Source organism: Nonomuraea sp. NPDC050478, assembly GCF_044458265.1.
Taxonomy (GTDB): domain Bacteria; phylum Actinomycetota; class Actinomycetes; order Streptosporangiales; family Streptosporangiaceae; genus Nonomuraea; species Nonomuraea ferruginea.
In genome coordinates, this window is sequence record NZ_JBITHT010000006.1 from 177,458 (window position 1) to 196,586 (window position 19,129).

General features: G+C 70.3%; 16 protein-coding genes. 9 read left to right on the top strand and 7 right to left on the bottom strand.

Annotated elements, in window-relative coordinates; genetic code table 11:
• Nucleotides 1–174, bottom strand: a complete 174-nt coding sequence (locus ACIBF7_RS29895) for a hypothetical protein (protein ID WP_187280999.1) — start codon at nt 172–174, stop codon at nt 1–3.
• Between the two features lie 141 nt (nt 175–315).
• On the opposite strand from ACIBF7_RS29895, the gene ACIBF7_RS29900 reads away from it, so the two are divergent.
• On the top strand, nt 316–786 hold the full coding sequence (locus tag ACIBF7_RS29900) for a S26 family signal peptidase (protein WP_397198665.1): 471 nt from the start codon (nt 316–318) through the stop codon (nt 784–786).
• Here ACIBF7_RS29900 and ACIBF7_RS29905 read toward each other — a convergent pair.
• The gene (locus ACIBF7_RS29905) at nt 708–2,591 is read right to left on the bottom strand and encodes an ABC transporter ATP-binding protein (protein WP_397198666.1); all 1,884 of its coding nucleotides are present in this window, start codon (nt 2,589–2,591) and stop codon (nt 708–710) included. The two genes, ACIBF7_RS29900 and ACIBF7_RS29905, sit on opposite strands and share 79 nt — an antisense overlap.
• A 111-nt stretch (nt 2,592–2,702) precedes the next feature.
• Entirely contained in the window at nt 2,703–2,870 is a 168-nt protein-coding gene (locus ACIBF7_RS29910) for a hypothetical protein (RefSeq protein ID WP_187280998.1), read from the bottom strand.
• Between the two features lie 357 nt (nt 2,871–3,227).
• Between ACIBF7_RS29910 and ACIBF7_RS29915 the strand changes: the two genes are divergently transcribed.
• The 5 genes from ACIBF7_RS29915 (at nt 3,228) to ACIBF7_RS29935 (ending at nt 12,096) form a co-directional block, all read left to right on the top strand.
• The gene (locus ACIBF7_RS29915; RefSeq protein ID WP_397198667.1) at nt 3,228–6,236 is read left to right on the top strand and encodes a BTAD domain-containing putative transcriptional regulator; all 3,009 of its coding nucleotides are present in this window, start codon (nt 3,228–3,230) and stop codon (nt 6,234–6,236) included.
• Nucleotides 6,237–6,335: 99 nt separating this feature from the next.
• Nucleotides 6,336–6,989 carry a M15 family metallopeptidase gene (locus ACIBF7_RS29920; RefSeq protein WP_148029802.1) on the top strand — a complete coding sequence of 218 codons (654 nt, stop codon included), beginning with the start codon at nt 6,336–6,338 and terminating at the stop codon, nt 6,987–6,989.
• Nucleotides 6,990–7,146: 157 nt separating this feature from the next.
• On the top strand, nt 7,147–8,703 hold the full coding sequence (locus ACIBF7_RS29925) for a M23 family metallopeptidase (protein WP_271278776.1): 1,557 nt from the start codon (nt 7,147–7,149) through the stop codon (nt 8,701–8,703).
• Between the two features lie 45 nt (nt 8,704–8,748).
• Nucleotides 8,749–10,383, top strand: a complete 1,635-nt coding sequence (locus ACIBF7_RS29930; RefSeq protein ID WP_397198668.1) for an FG-GAP-like repeat-containing protein — start codon at nt 8,749–8,751, stop codon at nt 10,381–10,383.
• A 120-nt stretch (nt 10,384–10,503) separates the two neighbouring features.
• The gene (locus ACIBF7_RS29935; RefSeq protein ID WP_397198669.1) at nt 10,504–12,096 is read left to right on the top strand and encodes an FG-GAP-like repeat-containing protein; all 1,593 of its coding nucleotides are present in this window, start codon (nt 10,504–10,506) and stop codon (nt 12,094–12,096) included.
• A gap of 13 nt (nt 12,097–12,109) precedes the next feature.
• On the opposite strand, the gene ACIBF7_RS29940 is transcribed toward ACIBF7_RS29935, so the two are convergent.
• Complete coding sequence (locus ACIBF7_RS29940) at nt 12,110–13,027, bottom strand: CAP domain-containing protein (protein WP_271278773.1); 918 nt, start codon at nt 13,025–13,027, stop codon at nt 12,110–12,112.
• A 215-nt stretch (nt 13,028–13,242) separates the two neighbouring features.
• Between ACIBF7_RS29940 and ACIBF7_RS29945 the strand changes: the two genes are divergently transcribed.
• From ACIBF7_RS29945 to ACIBF7_RS29955, 3 genes are all read left to right on the top strand, one after another.
• Nucleotides 13,243–14,433 carry an NAD(P)/FAD-dependent oxidoreductase gene (locus ACIBF7_RS29945; protein WP_271278772.1) on the top strand — a complete coding sequence of 397 codons (1,191 nt, stop codon included), beginning with the start codon at nt 13,243–13,245 and terminating at the stop codon, nt 14,431–14,433.
• 10 nt (nt 14,434–14,443) lie between these two features.
• Nucleotides 14,444–15,382 (top strand): sigma-70 family RNA polymerase sigma factor, encoded by a 939-nt coding sequence (locus tag ACIBF7_RS29950; protein WP_219547926.1) that lies wholly within the window; start codon nt 14,444–14,446, stop codon nt 15,380–15,382.
• Between the two features lie 178 nt (nt 15,383–15,560).
• Nucleotides 15,561–16,196: a DedA family protein gene (locus ACIBF7_RS29955; RefSeq protein WP_345483025.1), complete on the top strand. Its 636-nt coding sequence runs from the start codon at nt 15,561–15,563 to the stop codon at nt 16,194–16,196.
• 61 nt (nt 16,197–16,257) lie between these two features.
• Here the strand turns inward: ACIBF7_RS29955 and ACIBF7_RS29960 are convergent, their stop codons facing one another.
• The 3 genes from ACIBF7_RS29960 to ACIBF7_RS29970 all read right to left on the bottom strand — a co-directional run bounded on the left by ACIBF7_RS29960 (nt 16,258) and on the right by ACIBF7_RS29970 (nt 19,116).
• Nucleotides 16,258–16,617: a hypothetical protein gene (locus ACIBF7_RS29960; protein WP_148029795.1), complete on the bottom strand. Its 360-nt coding sequence runs from the start codon at nt 16,615–16,617 to the stop codon at nt 16,258–16,260.
• A gap of 209 nt (nt 16,618–16,826) precedes the next feature.
• A complete protein-coding gene (locus ACIBF7_RS29965; RefSeq protein ID WP_148029794.1) occupies nt 16,827–17,489 on the bottom strand; it encodes a TetR/AcrR family transcriptional regulator in 663 nt (220 codons plus the stop codon).
• A gap of 91 nt (nt 17,490–17,580) precedes the next feature.
• On the bottom strand, nt 17,581–19,116 hold the full coding sequence (locus ACIBF7_RS29970; RefSeq protein WP_148029793.1) for a class I adenylate-forming enzyme family protein: 1,536 nt from the start codon (nt 19,114–19,116) through the stop codon (nt 17,581–17,583).
• Nucleotides 19,117–19,129 lie beyond the last annotated feature (13 nt).

Consider the following 19,129-nt stretch of genomic DNA (forward strand, 5'->3'; position numbering starts at 1 on the left):
TCAGCACATGAGCAGGATCTGGATCCCCCGTGCGCATGCGAGCCGCTCGTCGGCGATGTCGTCGATGTGCCGGCGCAGTGCGGCGCGGACGTCGTCGACCGTGCCGAGGTGCTCCTCGGCGACCTCGATCACGACCCTCTGCTTCGCGCCCGCTGTCGCGTAACTGTCGTTCATGTCCCCTCCCCCATCATGGAAGTGACGCTGGCCGCGCCCCTCTATGGCTTTCTGTGCGGCGAGCGTAACACGGGGTGACATGGCCGATCCGCCAACCTTTCGTGTGGCGCCACGCGGGGGTGCGGCACGTAGGGTGAGCGCGTGTGGTACTTAGTGATCTTGTCGGCGGTGATCGCCGGCGGTCTCGCCGTCGCCCGGCGCCGGTTGGTGATCGTCCAGGTGACGGGGCCGAGCATGCTCCCGGTGTACCGCTCCGGAGATCGTGTGCTCATCCGCCGCGTGGCCGGTTCGAGACTCAGGCGGGGTCAGGTTGTGGTCTTCGAATCGGCGCTGGAAGGCCGGTGGCGCACCGGCCCGCTGTCCGCCCCGAAGGACTCGAAGTGGCTCATCAAGCGGGTGGCCGCGCTGCCCGGCGATCCGGTGCCGCCGAAGGTCACGCACGCGGTGAACGCCCCCGAGGGAGCGCTGGTCCCCGAGGGGCGGCTGGTCGTCATCGGCGACGGCCTGGCGAGCGCGGACTCGCGGAACTGGGGCTATCTCCCGGCCGACCGGGTGCTGGGCGTGGTCGTGCGCAGGCTCTCCCCCGCTGAGGGGTCCGGCGTGGGCTCGTAGCCGCTGGCCTGCAGGCCGAACAGCCGCGCGTACGTCCCTTCCATCTCCATGAGCTCGCCGTGGGAACCGCGTTCGGCGATCCTCCCGTCGCTCAGCACGACGATGAGGTCCGCGTCCCGCAGGGCTCCCAGCCGGTGTGAGATCAGGACGCTGGTCCGGCCCGCCCGATGCCGGCGCAGTCCCAGGTGGACGGCGTGCTCGGCCTCCGCGTCCAGGCCGGAGCTCGGCTCGTCGAGGATGAGCAGATCCCGCCGGTGGCGCATCAGGGCGCGGGCCAGCGCCAGCCGCTGCCACTGCCCGCCCGACAGGGTCACCCCCGCCTGGCGCTCGTCGTCGCCGAAGAAGATCCGGCTGAGCAGCGTGTCGTAGCCCCTGGGCAGCGTGTCGAGCGTGTCGTGGATCCCGGCGCGCCGGGCGGCGGCCCGGACGGGCTCCGGATCGGCGCCCGCGGCCAGGTCGCCCAGCATGATGTTCTCGCCGGCGGTGAGGTCGTACGCCATGTAGTCCTGGAACACCGCGCCGACCCGGGCGCGCAGGTCGTCCGGGTGCACCTCACGCAGGTCCACGCCGTCCCAGTGGATGGAGCCGCGGACCGGGTCGTACAGCCGGCACAGCAGTTTGACCAGGGTGCTCTTGCCCGCCCCGTTCAGGCCGACGAGGGCGACGGCCTGGCCGTGCGGGATGAAGAGGTCCACGCCGCGCAGCACCCAGGGGTGCTCGTCGTCGTAGCGGAACCACACGTCACGCAGTTCGATGCCCGTTCGCAGCGGGGGCAGCGCGGCGGGCTCCGGGGCCACCGGGAGACCGGGCCCGGCCCGGACGACGCCGATGTAGTGCCCGAACATCAGCAGGGCGTTGTGCGCGCCCGCCCACTGGCTGACGATCGCGGTCAGGGCCGTCTGCACCCCGGCGACGGCGGCGACGAACACCGAGACGTCCCCGACGCTCAGACCTCCCGCGGCGGCGGCGAGCACGGCCCAGATCAGGCCGCCGGCCGCGACGGCGGCGCCCAGCAGGGACAGCAGCCCCTGGCTGTGCAGCGTCCGACGGTCCAGATCCCGCTCGGCCTCGTTGACCGTCCCGAGCTCCGTGAGCATCCGGCCGCGCAGGAAGTCGCCCAGCCCGAACAGCCGCACCTCCTTGGCCGCGTCGGGGCTGGTGAGAAGGGAGCCGTAGAAGAGCTGGCGGCGCGTGTTGGAGCTGATGCCCCACATCATGCGGGCCCTGCGGCGGCTCAGCGCGAGCTGGACCCGGGCCGACGGCAGGGCGGCGGCGATGACGACGACGACCATGACCGGGCTGAGCACGGTCAGCGTGACGACGAACCCGAACAGCGTCAGGATGCCCTGGCAGATCGCCAGGGACGAGCCGACGATCTGCTGCGGAGCGTTCTGGCCGGCCTCATGGGCCAGCCGCAGCTCGTCGTGGAAGGCGGGGTTCTCGAAGCGGCTGAGCCCGGGGTCGGCGTTGACGGCCTGGAACAGCCGGTCGTAGATCAGCGTCTGCAGCCCCCGGTGCAGCTGTCCCTTGAGGTAGTCGGAGACGTGCGGCAGGACGACCAGGGCCAGGCCCGCCACTCCGAGTGCGGCCGCGAGCGGGAGGAGGACGCCCTGGCCCCCGCCGTCCGCCAGCCTGTCGAGAACCAGCTTGGTCAGCCACGCGGTCACCACCGGTGCCGCCCCCATGAGCAGCACCGTCGCCAGCGAGCCCGTCAAGGCGGCCGGCTGCGCCCGCCACGCCAGCTCGACCGCCACCCATCCGCGGCGGAACAGGGAGACCCCGGCGGGACCTTCGGGGTCCCTCACGTGATCACCGCTCGGCCGGCGACTGCGAGGCGGGTGACGACCATCGGCGCCGGCCGGCGCGAAGCCGACCGGCGCACGTACCGCATGACGATCACTCGGCGAGGACCTCGATCAGCGCCAGGGGGTGCAGGCCGTGTAACCAGCGGCGATGCAGCACGTCCTGCGGATGGTGTAGCCGACGAACTTCGTCTCGTCCCAGCAGGTGTCCGCGGCCGCGGAGGTCTTGGGCAGCAGCTTGTCGAGCAGCCGGTCACCCAGCTTGCCCAGGGAACGGATCATGAAATCTCCTGTGTCGAGCCCCGTAAGAGGTCATGCCGGAGCGGTGATCATTACTTGCCGGCGCCTGCAACCTATGCGGACCAAGATCAGAAAATAATGATCAAGATCGTCATATCAGACGATTCCGCTTTGATGACTTTTGCTGTTGACAGATTTTTCCGGGTCCGTCAGCATCGCTGACCTGCTCGATCCGCCGGCTCTGGACGCGGGTGCCCGGCCCGCGACGCATTCCGTGAGCGTACGAGAAGGTTTGTGACAGCATGGGTGGCGCACCTCGATCTTCCCGCCCTCGCCTGCCACATGGCACGGTGCGGACCTCTGAACGGCTGCGGTCAGTCACGAAGCTGGGAGAGCTCGATGGAATTTCGGCTGCTCGGGCCCGTTGAAGTCTGGAACGACAGGCGCCAGGTGTCTCTCGGGGGGACCAAGCCCCGGACGCTGCTCGTGGCGCTCCTCCTCGAACCGGGCAGGGTGGTCACCAGCGAGCGGCTGGTCGAGGCGATCTGGGCGGAGGACCCGCCGGCCACCGCGAAGGGGATCCTGCACACCTATGTGGCCTCGCTGCGCCGGGCGTTCGCGGCCGCGGGGCTGCCGCCCGTCATCATGTCCCACCGCGTCGGCTACCTCGCCCAGATCCCCCCGCGCACTCTGGACAAGGACGTGTTCGAGCAGCATCTCGCCGAGGGGCGCAGCGCCGCGCGTAAGGGCCACCACCGGGAGGCGTCGGCCTCCTTCCGGGCCGCGCTGTCACTCTGGCGCGGGACGGCGCTCGGCGGCATCGGCGACTCCTTCCTCCGCGCCGAGGCGGACCGGCTGGAGGAGCTCAGGCTGGCGGTCATCGAGGAACGGGTCGCCGCCGATCTCGGAGCGGGCCAGGACCAGCAGCTCATCGAGGAGCTGACAGAGCTGGTCGCCCTGTATCCGGGACGCGAGCGCCTGCGCCGCGACCTCATGGTGGCGCTCTATCGCTCGGGCAGGCAGGCCGACGCCCTGGCGATGTACCAGCACGGCAGGCAGGTCCTGATCGAGGAGCTGGGCATCGAGCCGGGACCCGAGTTACGCGAGACCCAGGCGGCCATCCTGCGATCCGACACCACGCTGCTGCACAGGGCGAAGGCCGCCGCCCAGCCCCGCCAGCTGCCCTCGCCCGTGCCCGACTTCACCGGCCGCGCCGAGGAGATGGCCCGGCTGAGCGGATATCTGACCGGCCCGGACGCCGTGCCGCTCTGCGTCATCTCCGGGCAGGGCGGCGTCGGGAAGTCGGCTCTTGCGCTGCAGACGGCGTACGAGGTCGCCCCCCACTATCCCGACGGGCAGCTCTACGTCGAGCTGCGCGGCACGACGGAGGCGCCCGTCACCCCGGAGGAGGCGCTGGGGCGGCTCCTGCGCGAGCTCGATCAGCCCGGCACGCCGATACCCGCCGCTCTGGAGGAGCGCGCCGCCCGCTACCGCACGCTGCTGGCCAGCCGGCAGAAGCTGATCGTGCTGGACGACGCGGTGTCCGAGAGCCAGGTGAGACCGCTCCTGCCGGGCGGCAGGGGATGCGCGGTGATCATCACCTCGCGCAACCGGCTCGCCGGGCTGGCCGGCGCGGCGTTCGTCGATCTGGGCCTGCTGCCGCGGGAGTCCGCGTTCGAACTGCTGTCACGGATCAACGGTCCCGAACGGATCGCCAGCGAGTCGGACGCGGCCTGGCGCCTGGTGAACCAGTGCGGTGGCCTGCCTCTCGCCCTGCGCGTCGCCGGGGCGCGACTCGCGTCGCGCCGCCAGTGGTCGGTGGCCCGGCTGGCCGACCGGCTGGACGACGAGCACCGCAGGCTGGACGAGCTCGCCGTCGGGGACCAGGCGGTACGCGCCAGCATCGGCCTGAGTTACCAGCTGCTGCCGCCGCTGGCCAAGACCGCGCTGCGCCGGCTCGGCCTGCTCGGGATGCCGCACTTCACCGTCTGGGTGGCCGCCTCCGCCATGGAGGCGAGCCTCGACGTCGCCGAACAGGCGCTGGAGCAGCTGGTCGACGCCTCCCTCGTCGACCTCGTGGACGCGGATCCGACGGGCCAGGTCCGCTACCGGCTGCATGACCTCACCCGGCTGTTCGCCAAGGAGCGCGCGGCGGCCGAGGAGACGGAGGAGGCGTGCGCGGCCGTGGTCACCCGGGTGCTGGGCGGGTGGCTGTGGCTGGTCGAGCAGCTGAGCGAGGCCCTGCCCACGGGCATGATCCCGATGCGGGCCACGACCGGGCTGACCCACCCGGTCGACGCCGAGGTGGTGCGCGCGGTGCTCGCCGACCCGCACGCCTGGTTCCGCAGAGAGGAGGAGTCGCTGATCGTCGCCGTCGAGCTCGCGGCGGCGATGGACCTCGACGAGATCGCCGTCGAACTGGCCTCCGCGTTGTCCGCCGTGGCCTTCGAGGGCAGCCAGTATCTCTTCGACAACCCGTTCGCGGCCTGGCACCGGACGCACCAGGCCGCCCTCGCCGTGGCGCGGCGGATGGACAACACGCTCGGCGAGGCGAAGCTGCTCGCCGGGCTCGGCCAGCTCTCCTACGAACGCGACTCCTTCGCCGAGTCGCGCGAGTATCTCAGCCAGGCCCTGCCGTTGTTCCGCGCCGCCAAGGACACCAGGGGCGAGGGCACCACCCTCGCGGCACTCGGCGCCGCCTGCCGCGAGCAGGGATATCTTCCTGAGGCCCTGCACTTCCTCGGCAAGGCGGAGGAGCTGTGGGACGACCTCGCCGACTCGGCGGCCGTCGCGCACATCAAGCGGCTGATGGGCACGGTCCACCTCGAACGGGGAGACTACGCCGCGTCGTGGGCCTGTCTCACCGCCGCGCTAACGCTCTACCAGCAAGGCGAGAACCGCCGCGGTGAGGGGCTGACGCTGCGCAGCATGTCGCTGTACCACCGCGCGCGAGGCGAGCTCGACAGCTCGGAGGCTCTGTGCGAACGGGCGCTGGCGATCTTCGAGGACCTCGGGGACCGTCTCATGGTGGCCTACTGCCATCGTTCCCTGGCCAAGACCCGCGTGCGGCTGGAGAGATACGACGAGGCCCGCGAACCGCTGGAGGAGGCGCTGGTCACCACCCGCACTCTCAGCGACCGCTGGGGCGAGGCCTGCACCCTGCGCACCCTGGGCGAGCTCTATCTGGCCGAAGGGCGGCTCTACCAGGCCAAGAGCCACCTGGAGGAGTCGCTGCGGCTGTGGGAAACGCTGAACATCGCCCTGTTCCGCGCCCGTACCCTGCGTGACCTCGCCCTGGTCCACCAGGCCCTCGGCGACGACGCGACCGCCGAGACCATCCGGTCGGAGGCCGTGGAGGTCTTCCAGCTGTACGGCGCCCGCGAGTACGGCGAATCCCGCTCGCTGTAATGATCTGTAACGCCGCTACAGCGCTTTTGGAGCACCTGGCCGCACCATGGTGACCTGGCGTCTCACGCGGAGCGCCGACGGTCCATCACGAAGGCTTGCATGACTGAGATAGTGCTTCTATCGGACAAGCGAATCGCCGAGACATCGGTGAGGGAGTGCGGAGAACCCCTGCTGGATCTCCGCACCGTGGAGGCGCTCCAGCTTGACCTGAGGCTGGCCGACCCGGCCGGCGCCTTCGCACACGTACGGGTGAGCGTGGCCGACCGGCTGGTCGCGGCGCAGACCCGGCTGCCCCGCGGGCTACGCCTGCTGATCGTCGAGGGCTACCGCCCGCCCGCCCTGCAGAGGCGGTATTTCGCCGACGCCCTCGCCCGCCACCGGGCCGCGCACCCCGAATGGGACGAAGGCCGCGCCCGGATCGAGACCAGCCGGTACGTCGCACCACCCGAAGTGGCCCCGCACACCACGGGCGGCGCCGTCGATTTGACCCTGTGCACCGCCGACGGCGTCGAGCTCCCGATGGGCACATCGGTCAACGCCACTCCGCCGGAGAGCGACGAGGCCTGTTACACCGCCTCGGCGGACATCTCCCCGGAGGCGAGAGAGAACCGCCGGCTCCTGTCCGCGGCCATGACCTCCGCCGGGTTCGTCAACTACCCGACCGAGTGGTGGCACTGGTCCTACGGCGACCGCTACTGGGCCTTCAGCGCCGGGGCACACCACGCCACGTACGCCACGACCGACGCGCTGTGAGTTCGCGGCCTCTCGATCGGCACGGTCGTACCGCCTCACGGTAGGCGCCGTTCCTCGTTCACGGGGCTGTGGCGTCGTCTGGAGGGAAGTTACAGCGGATTTGCAGGGCCCGCCGGGAGTCTGTCGACATCCGATCGATGCTTCCCCGGAGGATCTCGTGTCCCAGTCCGCTGTCTTACGCGTCGCCATCACCGGCACGCTCATCGCCTTAGGCATGGTCACCACGGCGAGCCCCGCCCTGGCGGCCCCCAACCTGCACCTGCCCTTCCCGTGCGGCCAGCAGTGGCGGCTGGACACGTGGGCGCACGCCCCCGCGCTCGACATGGTCAAGGAACCCGACCAGCACGGCACCGACGGCGCCACGTTGGTCGCCCCCGCCGCCGGGACGGTGAACCAGTCCTTCTACCACAGCAACGCCGGCAACGTCATCCAGATCAACCACGGCGGCGGCTACTTCACCACCTACCTCCACCTGGAGTCCCGCGCCGTCTCCGTCGGCGCCAGGGTGAGCATGGGCACGACGATCGGCCGGGTCGGCAAGACCGGCCCCACCTCCAACGGGCATCCGCACCTGCACTTCGAGCTCGGCTACGACGCCGACGGAAGCGGTTCGGCCAGCTGGGGAACCGCGGGCTCCGAACGGGTCAGGCCCACCTTCAACGGTGTGACCTACGGCGGGTCGAACGGCCAGACCTGGCGCAACGTCACCAGCCGCAACTGTTCGTCCCCCGGACTCGACGCTCCGGCGATGATGCGTGACGACGGCGACGGGTCCATGACGATCTACCGGTGGACCTCCAGCGGATCGGCTTTCGGCCGCGCCTCCGACTACACCTCCGGCGGTTGGACGATGTCCAACACCGGGGATCGGGTGGCTTCCGGGGATGTCGACGGTGACGGCAAGGACGACGTGGTCGCCGCGTACCAGAACTCCGACGGGACCTTCAGCTACCACGTGTGGAAGAACGGGGTGTCCTACGCCGGTAAGTGGTACACCTCCGGGCCTTACGCCCTGGGTCCGGTCGGTGGACGCCTGGTCGTCGCCGACTTCAACGGTGACGGCAAGGCAGAACCGGCGATGATGCGCGACGACGGCGACGGATCGATGACGATCTACCGGTGGACCTCCAGCGGATCGGCTTTCGGCCGCGCCTCCGACTACACCTCCGGCGGCTGGACCATGTCCAACGTCGGGGACCGGGTGGCCTCCGGTGACGTGGACGGTGACGGCAAGGACGACATCGTCGCCACGTACCAGAACTCGGACGGGACCTTCAGCTACCACGTCTGGAAGAACGGCGTCTCCTACGCCGGCAAGTGGTACACCTCCGGCCCTTACGCACTCGGCCCTGTCGACGGACGCCTGGTCGTCGCCGATCTCACGGGTGACGGCAAGGCAGAGCCCGCCATGATGCGCGACGACGGCGACGGATCGATGACCATCTACCGGTGGACCTCCAGCGGATCAGCCTTCGGCCGCGCCTCCGACTACACCTCCGGCGGCTGGACCATGTCCAACGTCGGCAACCGCGTCGCCTCCGGCGACGTCGACGGGGACGGCAAGGACGACGTCGTCGCCACGTACCAGAACTCGGACGGCACCTTCAGCTACCACGTCTGGAAGAACGGCGTCTCTTACGCCGGCAAGTGGTACACCTCCGGCCCTTACTCCCTCGGCCCCGTGGACGGACGCCTCGTCCTCGGCAACTGGTAGCCCCAGAACCAACCGCATCTGCACTCATTCCAGGAGGAATCGACAATGCGACGCTTAACCAGACTGGCCGCCATGGCCATGCTCTTACCTTTGGGCATCGTCGGCCCGTTCGCGGCGACGCCGGCATCGGCCGTCTCGCCGGTCCAGCAGGAGCCCCCGCCCGGCGACCCGCCGCTGCCCGAGTACCCGGGTCTGCCGTCGGACGGCGCGATACGGTCGTACGCGGTGTCGACCACCCCGGTCCCCTGCGACAACAACGGCGCCGACAAAGCCCTGACCCGCAACCAGGTGATCACTCGGGCGCGCAGCTGGCTGGCCGTGGGCGGCGTCCCCTACAGCCAGGTGAGGTGCTATCGCAACTCGTACGGCGACTACCGCACCGACTGCTCCGGATTCGTCTCGATGGCGTGGGGGCTCGGCGGCTCCGGGAGCGCCTTCTGGACCGGCAACCTGATGGACCGGGCGTTCCAGATCTCCCGCAGCTCCCTGCAGCCGGGCGACGCGCTCCTGCGGCACACCGGCAACACTTCCGAGAATCATGTGGCGTTGTTCGTCCGATGGGCGGACGGCGCCCACACGCAGCCGGTCGTCATCGAGCAGACCGGCAGCTCGGGCACCATCGAGCGCACCTGGTCCGCCAGCTACGCCGGCCTCTACACGCCCATCCGCTACGACAACATCGGCGGAGGAGGCGGGACCGAGGAACCGGCGATGATGCGCGACGACGGCGACGGGTCCATGACCATCTACCGGTGGACCTCCAGCGGATCAGCCTTCGGCCGCGCCTCCGACTACACCTCCGGCGGCTGGACCATGTCCAATGTCGGCGACCGGGTGGCCTCCGGTGATGTCGACGGGGACGGCAAGGACGATGTCGTCGCCGCGTATCAGAACTCCGACGGGACCTTCAGCTACCACGTGTGGAAGAACGGGGTGTCCTACGCCGGCAAGTGGTACACCTCCGGGCCTTACGCGCTGGGTCCGGTCGATGGACGCCTGGTCGTCGCCGACTTCAACGGTGACGGCAAGGCAGAACCGGCGATGATGCGTGACGACGGCGACGGATCGATGACGATCTACCGGTGGACCTCCAGCGGATCGGCTTTCGGCCGCGCCTCTGACTACACCTCCGGCGGTTGGACGATGTCCAATGTCGGGGACCGGGTAGCCTCCGGTGACGTCGATGGAGATGGCAAGGACGACATCGTCGCCACGTACCAGAACTCCGACGGGACCTTCAGCTACCACGTGTGGAAGAACGGCGTCTCCTACGCCGGTAAGTGGTACACCTCCGGCCCTTACGCCCTCGGCCCCGTCGATGGACGCCTGGTCGTCGCCGATCTCACGGGTGACGGCAGGGCAGAGCCCGCCATGATGCGTGACGACGGCGACGGGTCGATGACCATCTATCGGTGGTCTTCTACGGGATCGGCTTTCGGCCGCGCCTCTGACTACACCTCCGGCGGTTGGACGATGGCCAACGTCGGCAACCGCGTCGCCTCCGGAGACGTGGACGGCGATGGCAAGGACGACATCGTCGCCACCTACCAGAACTCCGACGGCACCTTCAGCTACCACGTCTGGAAGAACGGCGTCTCCTACGCCGGCAAGTGGTACACCTCCGGCCCCTACGCCCTCGGCCCCGTCGACGGACGCCTCGTCCTCGGCAACTGGAACTGACACCACGTCTGGATAGCAGGTCCGGGCCGGAGATGCCCGGACCTGCCCCATGCGGATGACGTCCGCCCCCGGTGCCTCCACCGACGGCACCGGCGGCCTCCCCCCTGCGAAGGACCCCCCATGTTCAGATCTCTCATGTTCCGTGCCGGCATCACGGGCACGGCAGTCATCACCGGTTTAGCCATCTCGACGAATCCCGCTCTGGCCGATCCGACGCCCCCCATCACGGCGGCCGCGTACCAGCTCGCCCCTTGCGACCCCCGCGGCACCACCGCGCGCGACGCCAGCTTGGCCACCCAGCTCAACAGCACCCTCAACGCCAAGATGCGCGGCTACATGTCCGCCTACCGCGTCTCCTGCGCGCGAATGATCATCAAAGCCGTCCGCGACCGCGGGCTCGACCTCCGAGCCGCGGCGATCGCGATGACCACCGTCATCGTCGAGAGCAGCATCCAGAACATCAGCGAGAAGGTCGACCACACCAGCCTGGGACTGTTCCAGCAGCTGGACAGCTGGGGAAGCGCCGAACAGCGTCTCGACCCCACGTGGGCCACCAACGCGTTCCTGAACAAGATGCTCCGGCTCTACCCCAACAACAGCTGGAGAACAGCACCGATCGGCGAAGTGTGCCAAGCCGTCCAGGTGTCGGCATATCCCGAAAGGTATCCGCAGCAGGCCGGCGACGGCCAGATCATCGCCAACACGATCTGGCCCTACGCCGGCGGAGGTGGGACCGAGGGGCCGGCGATGATGCGCGACGACGGTGACGGGTCGATGACCATCTACCGGTGGACCTCCAGCGGATCGGCCTTCGGCCGCGCCTCCGACTACACCTCCGGCGGCTGGACGATGGCCAACACCGGGGATCGGGTGGCCTCCGGGGATGTCGACGGGGACGGCAAGGACGATGTCGTCGCCGCGTACCAGAACTCGGACGGGACCTTCAGCTTCCACGTCTGGAAGAACGGGGTGTCCTACGCCGGCAAGTGGTACACCTCCGGCCCTTACGCCCTGGGTCCGGTCGGTGGACGCCTCGTCGTCGCCGATCTCACGGGTGATGGCAGGGCAGAACCGGCCATGATGCGCGACGACGGCGACGGCTCCATGACCATCTACCGGTGGACCTCCACCGGATCCGCCTTCAGCCGCGCGACCGACTACACCTCCGGCGGCTGGACGATGGCCAATGTCGGCGACCGGGTGGCCTCCGGGGATGTCGACGGGGACGGCAAGGACGATGTCGTCGCCGCGTACCAGAACTCCGATGGCACCTTCAGCTACCACGTCTGGAAGAACGGCCTGTCCTACGCCGGCAAGTGGTACACCTCCGGCCCTTACGCACTCGGCCCTGTCGACGGACGCCTCGTCGTCGCTGACCTCACGGGTGACGGCAAGGCAGAGCCCGCCATGATGCGCGACGACGGCGACGGATCGATGACCATCTACCGGTGGACCTCCAGCGGATCCGCCTTCAGCCGCGCCTCCGACTACACCTCCGGCGGCTGGACCATGTCCAACGTCGGCAACCGCGTCGCCTCCGGCGACGTGGACGGAGACGGCAAGGACGACATCGTCGCCACCTACCAGAACTCCGACGGCACCTTCAGCTACCACGTCTGGAAGAACGGCGTCTCCTACGCCGGCAAGTGGTACACCTCCGGCCCCTACGCCCTCGGCCCCGTCGACGGACGCCTCGTCCTCGGCAACTGGTAGCGGCTTCGCCGAGTCACCGGGCGGCGAAGTTCTGTGTCCAGTAGATCTGCCCCTGCGCGTTCTTGGCCGCACCCACCCCGATGAGGGTGTACGAGCAGTTCATGATGTTCTGCCGGTGGCCCTCGCTGTTCATCCAGCCCCGGACCGCCTCGGCCGCCGACCGTTGTCCCATGGCGATGTTCTCGGCCAAGGCGGAGCCGGTGAAGCCGGTCGCACGGATGCGGTCGGCCATGTCGCGGCCGTCCAGGGAGTCGTGGTCGAAGTAGTCGTTCTCCGCCATGTCGGCCGAGTGCCCGGACGCGGCCTTACGCAGCCGCGCGTCGTGCTTGAGCGGGTCGCAGCCGCCCTTGGCCCGCTCGGCGTTGGTCAGCCGGACGACCTCGTTCTCCAGCACCGTGCCGACGGACTGGACGGCCTCCTTCTTCTCGGGAGCCGGCGTCTCCCTGGTGGAAGTGGGAGTGGGCGTAGGGGTCGGGGTGGGGGTGGGCGTGGGGGTGGGCGTGGGGGTGGCGCAGGTCACCCGGGTGGCCTTGGACTTCGCGGTGCCGCCCCGGTAGTCGGTGGCGACCGTGTAGTACGTGCCCGGCTCGCAGGGCAGCTTCAGGGTGATGCGGCCCTTCCTGGTGGCGCCGCTCTTGATGACCGGATCGTCGCCGGGGACGGCGCGCATGACCCGGACGCGCAGCAGCGCCGGGTGCTCACATCCACGGCGCACGGCCGAGGCCCGGATACCGAGCGCGGAGACGCCCGGCTTGACCACGCTCACGCGGCACTCGTCCGATTCGGGGGCCGGCTCGGGAGTCGCCTCCTCGGTCTTCGCCGGCGCGGCGCCGCCCGCCGGCTCGGCCGCCTCGGGCGCCGCTCCGCTGGTGGACGGGGCGCAGGCGGTGAGGCCGGCGACCACGGCGAGTGCCCCTAGGGTTCGGCGCATGAGGGTTCCTCCAGGGGAGGGGAGACGCTGGTGGTCCCGCATTCTGCCGGTTCCGATACTGACTTGTCACGACAATACGGACATTTCACCCCGTAAGCGGTGTCCACCAAAGGTCGGGCGGTCTGTGTGACCCATGCCATACGCGGTTCCTGTCAGCAATCGGAGTGCCGCACCGCTCAAGTCACCGGAAGCAAGCGCACCGACAGGAGCACCACATGAAGCACCGCATCGTCGTCCTCGGCGCCGGCTATGCCGGGGCCTACGCGGCCGGGATCCTGGCCCGGCGGCTGTCCCCGGCGGACACCGAGATCACCGTGGTCAACGCCGAGCCGCACTTCGTCGAGCGGATGCGGCTGCACCAGCTCGCGGCCGGGCACGAGCTGGAGACCCGGAGACTCGAAGATGTCTTCGCGGGCACGGGGATACGGCTGCGCCTGGCCCGTGTCACCGCCGTCGACCCCGAGCGCCGGGTCGTCACCGTGGCCGACGCCGGCGGCGAGCTCGGCTACGACACGCTGCTCTACGCGCTCGGCAGCCACGTCGCCGGCGGCGTCCCCGGCGTGGCCGAGCACGCCTTCGACGTCACCGGCCGGGCCTCGGCGCTGCGCCTGCGCGAACGCCTGGACGGCCTGGAAAGACGGGGCGAGGGCGGGAACGTGCTGGTCGTCGGCGACGGGCTGACCGGCATCGAGACCGCCACCGAGCTCGCCGAATCCCGGCCCGGCCTGTCGGTCACGCTGGTCGCCCGCGAACAGCTGGGCGCCCGGCTCTCCGACGGAGCCCGCGGCCACCTGCGCCAGGCCTGCGACCGGCTGGGCATCACCGTCCTGGAGCACACCGGCGTCGAAGCCGTCGAAGCGGCGCGGGTGCTGTGCGCCGGCGGCACCGCCCTGACCTCCGACGCGACCGTGTGGACGGCCGGGTTCGCGGTCGGCCCCATCGCCGCCGCCGCCGGGCTGGAGGTCACCGAGGCCGGTCGGATCGTCGTCGACCGCACCATGCGGTCGGTCTCGCACCCCGACGTCTACGCCGCCGGCGACAGCGTCCACGCCGTCGGCGAGAACGGCCTGCCGCTGCCGATGTCGTGCGCCTCGGCCGGTTTCACGGGCATCCAGGCGGTCGAGGCGATCGTCGGGCGGCTGACCGGCCGCGAGGTCCCGTCGACCACGCTGAAGTACTACGGCAACCACATCAGCCTCGGGCGGCGCGACGCGATCTTCCAGCTGGTCGACGGTGACGCCCGGCCCAAGGCCTGGTCCCTGCGGGGCCGCACGGCCGCGCTGCTGAAGAAGGGCATCATCAGGAGCTCCGCCTGGAGCATGAGCCACCCGACCTTCGGCATGCCGGCCAGGAAGCGCCGCCTGGCCGCCCGGCCCGATCGCTCGGCCGAGGCCGCCGTTGCCTAGAGTCGGCCGCGTGGACGCCTTCGCCACCGAGCAGTTCGAGGCCAGCCGGTCCCGGCTGGCCTCGCTCGCGTACCGTCTGCTCGGCTCCGCCGCCGACGCCGAGGACGCCGCGCAGGACGCGTTCCTGCGCTGGCAGGCAGCCGACCGCGACCGGATCGAGGTGCCGGAGGCGTGGCTGACCAAGATCGTCACCAATCTGTGCCTCGACCGGCTCCGCTCCGCGCGGGCCAGGCGCGAGCGCGCGGTCGGCGTGTGGCTGCCCGAACCGCTGCTCAAGGGCGACCCGATGCTCGGCCCGGCCGACACCTACGAACAGCGCGAGTCGGTGTCCCTGGCCGTGCTGACCCTCATGGAGCGCCTGTCCCCCGTCCAGCGGGCCGTCTACGTGCTGCGCGAGGCGTTCTCGTACAGCCATGCCGAGATCGCCGAGATCCTCGACATCACCGAGTCCGCGAGCCAGCAGCACCTCCATCGGGCCCGGCAGCGCATCGCCGCCGCGCGCCGCGGCGGCGGCGAGATCGACCCCGAGTCCGCCCGCGGGATCGTCGAGGAGTTCCTCGCCGCCGCCGCCTCGGGCCGCACCGAGCGGCTGGTCGCGCTGCTCACCGACGACGCGACCGCGGTCTCCGACAGCGCCGGCCTGACCGAGACGCTGCTGCGGGTCGACACTGCGCGGCGCGTCGCCGCCGTCGTACGGGCCGGTCTCAGATCCACTCCCGCGAAACGGCGGCTCGCCGGCGGCACGTCCGCCATCCACTACGCGGTGGTCAACGGCGCCCCCGCGGCCCTCTTCGTGGTCGGCGACCGGGTCGTGGGCACCATGTCGTTCGACATCGCCGACGGCAAGATCGCGACCGTGCGCGGCATCGCCGCCCCCGCCCGCCTCGCCCGCCTCGCCGCGGCCTGGCGGCAGCACGACCGGGACACGCCGCTCGTCACCGAGTGGTGACCCGGCCTGAACTCCCAGGACCCGTAGGGATGATTCCGTACGGGCCCAGGTCCCGAGTCAGGGCTCTCCCTGATGGCAGGCGCCGCGCCGCGTGCCACCATGATCCGGATGCACGCACCACCGTTCCTCTTCTCAGCACTCGTACCAGCGGCCCCGGAAGCGCATGGGAGGGCGCCGGGTGGACTGGATCGCTGAGGGCGTTCAGGCGGTGAGCGATCTCCCCTTCCCTCTGCTCGGGCTGGTGGCCGGAGCCATGGCGTTCGCCGAGTCGGGGCTGGGGGTCGGTTCGGTCCTGCCCGGCGAGACGGGCGTGCTGCTGCTGGGGGTCGCCGCCACCACCCCCGGGCGGTTCGCCGCCCTGCTGCTGATCGTCGCGCTGGGGGTCACGGCCGGCGACCACGTCGGCTACTGGCTCGGACAGCGGTACGCCGGTCGCATGCGGGATACGCGGGCGGTGCGACGGCTCGGGGTGCGGCACTGGGATCGCGCGACCGACGCGCTGCACCGTCACGGCGCGGCGGCGGTGTTCCTCACCCGGCTGGTCCCGGTCGTCCGCACACTCACGCCGGCGGCGGCGGGGGCGGCGCATCTGCCCTACAACCGGTTCCTCCCGGCGTCACTGGCAGGGTCGTTGCTGTGGTCGGCGGTGTACGTCGGCCTGGGCGCGTTCGCCGGGGCGTCGGCCGCTCACCTGGAAGGGCTCCTGGGGCGCTTCTCGTGGCTGCTTCTCGCGGCCGTGGCGCTGGTGGCGGCGGCGGTGGCGGTGCTGCGGCGCCGGGCGGCGACGGATCACGGGGACGACGAGCGCGCGTGAGCCGTCGGTGATACGCGTCGGCCCCGGCCGGGTGGTCCGGCCGGGGCCGACGGCGCGCGGGTCAGTCGGCGCAGATGGCGAAGACGCTGATGCCTACGTCGTTGTAGCCGTCCTGGCGGCCGATGCCGATCCAGCCGCGTCCGTCATCGGTGGGGAACGAGCCGACCAGGATCGCCCTGTTGCCGCGGGCCTCGGCGCCGCCGCCGAGGACCTTCTTGCCGCCGGGGCAGTAGAGCGTGCGGCGCTGGAAGTTGGGGACGTTGGCGTTGGGCAGCGTCACGAGCTGGTAGCCGGAGGGCAGCGCCGCCTGGCGGGCCGCCGCGGCGGGGACGTTCGTCGTGCTGGCCGCGGCGGCGGTGGTCACGCACGCGCCCGCCGCGAGCAGGGCGAGCGGAAGGGTCAGGAGCTTCTTGAACTGCATAACTCTCCTTCTTGCGTGCCCCTGGTGACGCACTCCGGGCAGCACGAAACACGCCGGCGAATGCGGTGCTGGAGAGCGGTGACGGGGGCGAAAGGGCCTGACACGAAGAGTATCCATGCAATTACCCTCCGCGTCCAGAGCCCGATCACGTCAAGAAGTGAACGGGGCGCCCCTCGCGGGAGCGGGCGCGCCTCGCGTCGGCACCCGGGTCAGCGGCCCGGGGAAAGGGCGGACAGCGACATCTCGATGAAGTCCTCGCCGATGTCCACCAGGCTGCGCGGGCCCTGCGGGTCGTACCACCGGTAGGTCCAGTTGAACATGCCCACGATGCCCATCACGGCCACGGTCGGGTCGATGTCGTCGCGGAACTCCCCGGCCTTCGCCCCTTCCGTGATCACCTGGGCGAGCAAGCGGCCCCACCGGTCGGCGTTCTCCTTGATGTCGGTCGCCTCGCCCCCGTTCACCACCTGGTCGAGGTTCTCCCGCATGAAGATGAACAGCTCCGGGCGGCGTGACATGGCCAGCACGTACGCGCGCAGCCCGCTGACCAGCTTCTCCGGCGCGGTCGCCTCCTCGGCGACGATCCGCTCCAGTTCGGCGCGCATCTGCTCGATGGGCTGGTGCAGCAGCGCGACGAGCAGCTCTTCCTTCGTGCCGACGTAGTAGTAGAGAGTCGCCCGGTTGATGCCGACCTCGGCCGCCACGTTCTCCAGGGTGGCCTGGGCGTAGCCCAACTGCTCGAAGACGCGTCCCGCGCCCTCCAGGACCTCCTTCCACCGCGCGTCGGACTTGCGGCCGCTGGCCAGGCGTCGCTCCATCCGGCGGCGGGCGATGTCGCTCGGCGGCGGTGGGCGCCGTTCTCGAGGAGCCATCGGTGTCCCCCTCCCTCAGCTCGACTCGCATAAACAGCAACGTTGATGATAGCGCAGGCGGCGGGGGCCGGCGCCCCCGCCGCGGTGGCCGTCACCGTTCCCGCAGGACTCGCTTCAGCACCTTGCCGCTGGCGTTGCGCGGGAGGTCCGGCTCTATCTGGAAGGTCTCCGGCACCTTGTAGCCGGCGAGCCGGGCGCGGCAGAAGTCCCTGGCCTGGTCCTCTTCGAAGGAGGCTCCGGGGGCGACCACCACGTGCGCCCGGACGATCTCGCCCCAGCGCTCGTCCGGGACGCCGACCACCGAGACCTCCAGCACCGCCGGATGCTCGCTCAGCACCTGCTCGATCTCGACGGGGTAGACGTTCTCCCCGCCGCGGATGATCATATCCTTCTTGCGCCCGGAGAGGTACAGGTATCCCTCCTCGTCCCGCCGGGCCAGGTCGCCGCCCCGGAACCAGCCGTCGACCAGCACCTCGTTCGTCGCCTCCGGCATGTTGAGATAGCCGGCCATCACCGCGTCGGACCTGGTGACGATCTCGCCGACCTCGCCGTCCGGGACGTCGTTCAGCTCCTCGTCGCACAGCCGCAGGTCCACGCCCATGCCGGGCTTGCCGATCGAGCCGAGCAGGTGCTCGTGGCCTTTCAGCGCCCGGTGGTGGTCCTCGGGAGTGAGCACGGTCTGGAGGCCCGCCTCCGTCCCGGCGCCGAACAGGTTCATGAAGTCGCATCGGAAGGTCTTCATGGCCCTGCGGAGCAGGCTCGGCGACATCGGGGCCGCGCCGTAGGCGATCGACAGCAGGTTGTGGTAGCCGCCCTTCTCGACGCCGGGCTCCTGCAGGAGCATCTCGATCATGGTCGGGACCAGGAAGACGCCGTGGAGCACGTCACGGCGCAGCCACTTGAGCACCGTGGCGGGGTCGAATCCGTCCAGGATCAGCGACGGGTTGCCGCGGGCCACGCCCGACAGCACGTAACACATGCCGGCGGCGTGGAACAGCGGTGCCGGGGAGTAGTGGAACGCCTCCGCCGGCAGCCGCCGCTCCAGGATGCACTGGAACGTCATGTGCTTGACCATGCGCTGGTGGTGCATGACGCCCTTGGGCAGCGCGGTGGTGCCGCTGGTGAAGGCGAGGCACATCAGCTCGTCGTCGTTGATCACCGTGTCGATCTCGTGATCCTCGCCGGTGGCGAGCAGTTGTCCGTAGTCGCGGTCGGCGACGGGGGACTTCTCGAAGCAGATCGCGGCGGTCAGCGTCGGCACGTCGACGGACTCCACCATCGAGGCGTACCGCTCGCTGAAGAACAGCACCTTGGCCTCGGCGGTGCGCAGCAAGGTCTGCAGTTCGGGCCGGGCGAGGCGGTAGTTCAGCGGGACGTACACCGCGCCCAGCTTCATGCAGGCGAGCAGCACCTCCATGTAGCTCGTGGAGTCGGTGGCGAACAGCGCCACGCGGTCGCCCTTCACCACGCCCATGCGGCGCAACTCGTGGGCCACCCGGTTGACGCGGCTGTTGACCTCCGCGAAGGAGTACGAATCGGTATCGGTCACAAAGCATGGCTTGTTCGGCGTGTTCCGGGCGTGGATCCGGATCCAGTCACCGGTGCGGCTCGTGCGCTGCATGGACATCGGCACCCCATCT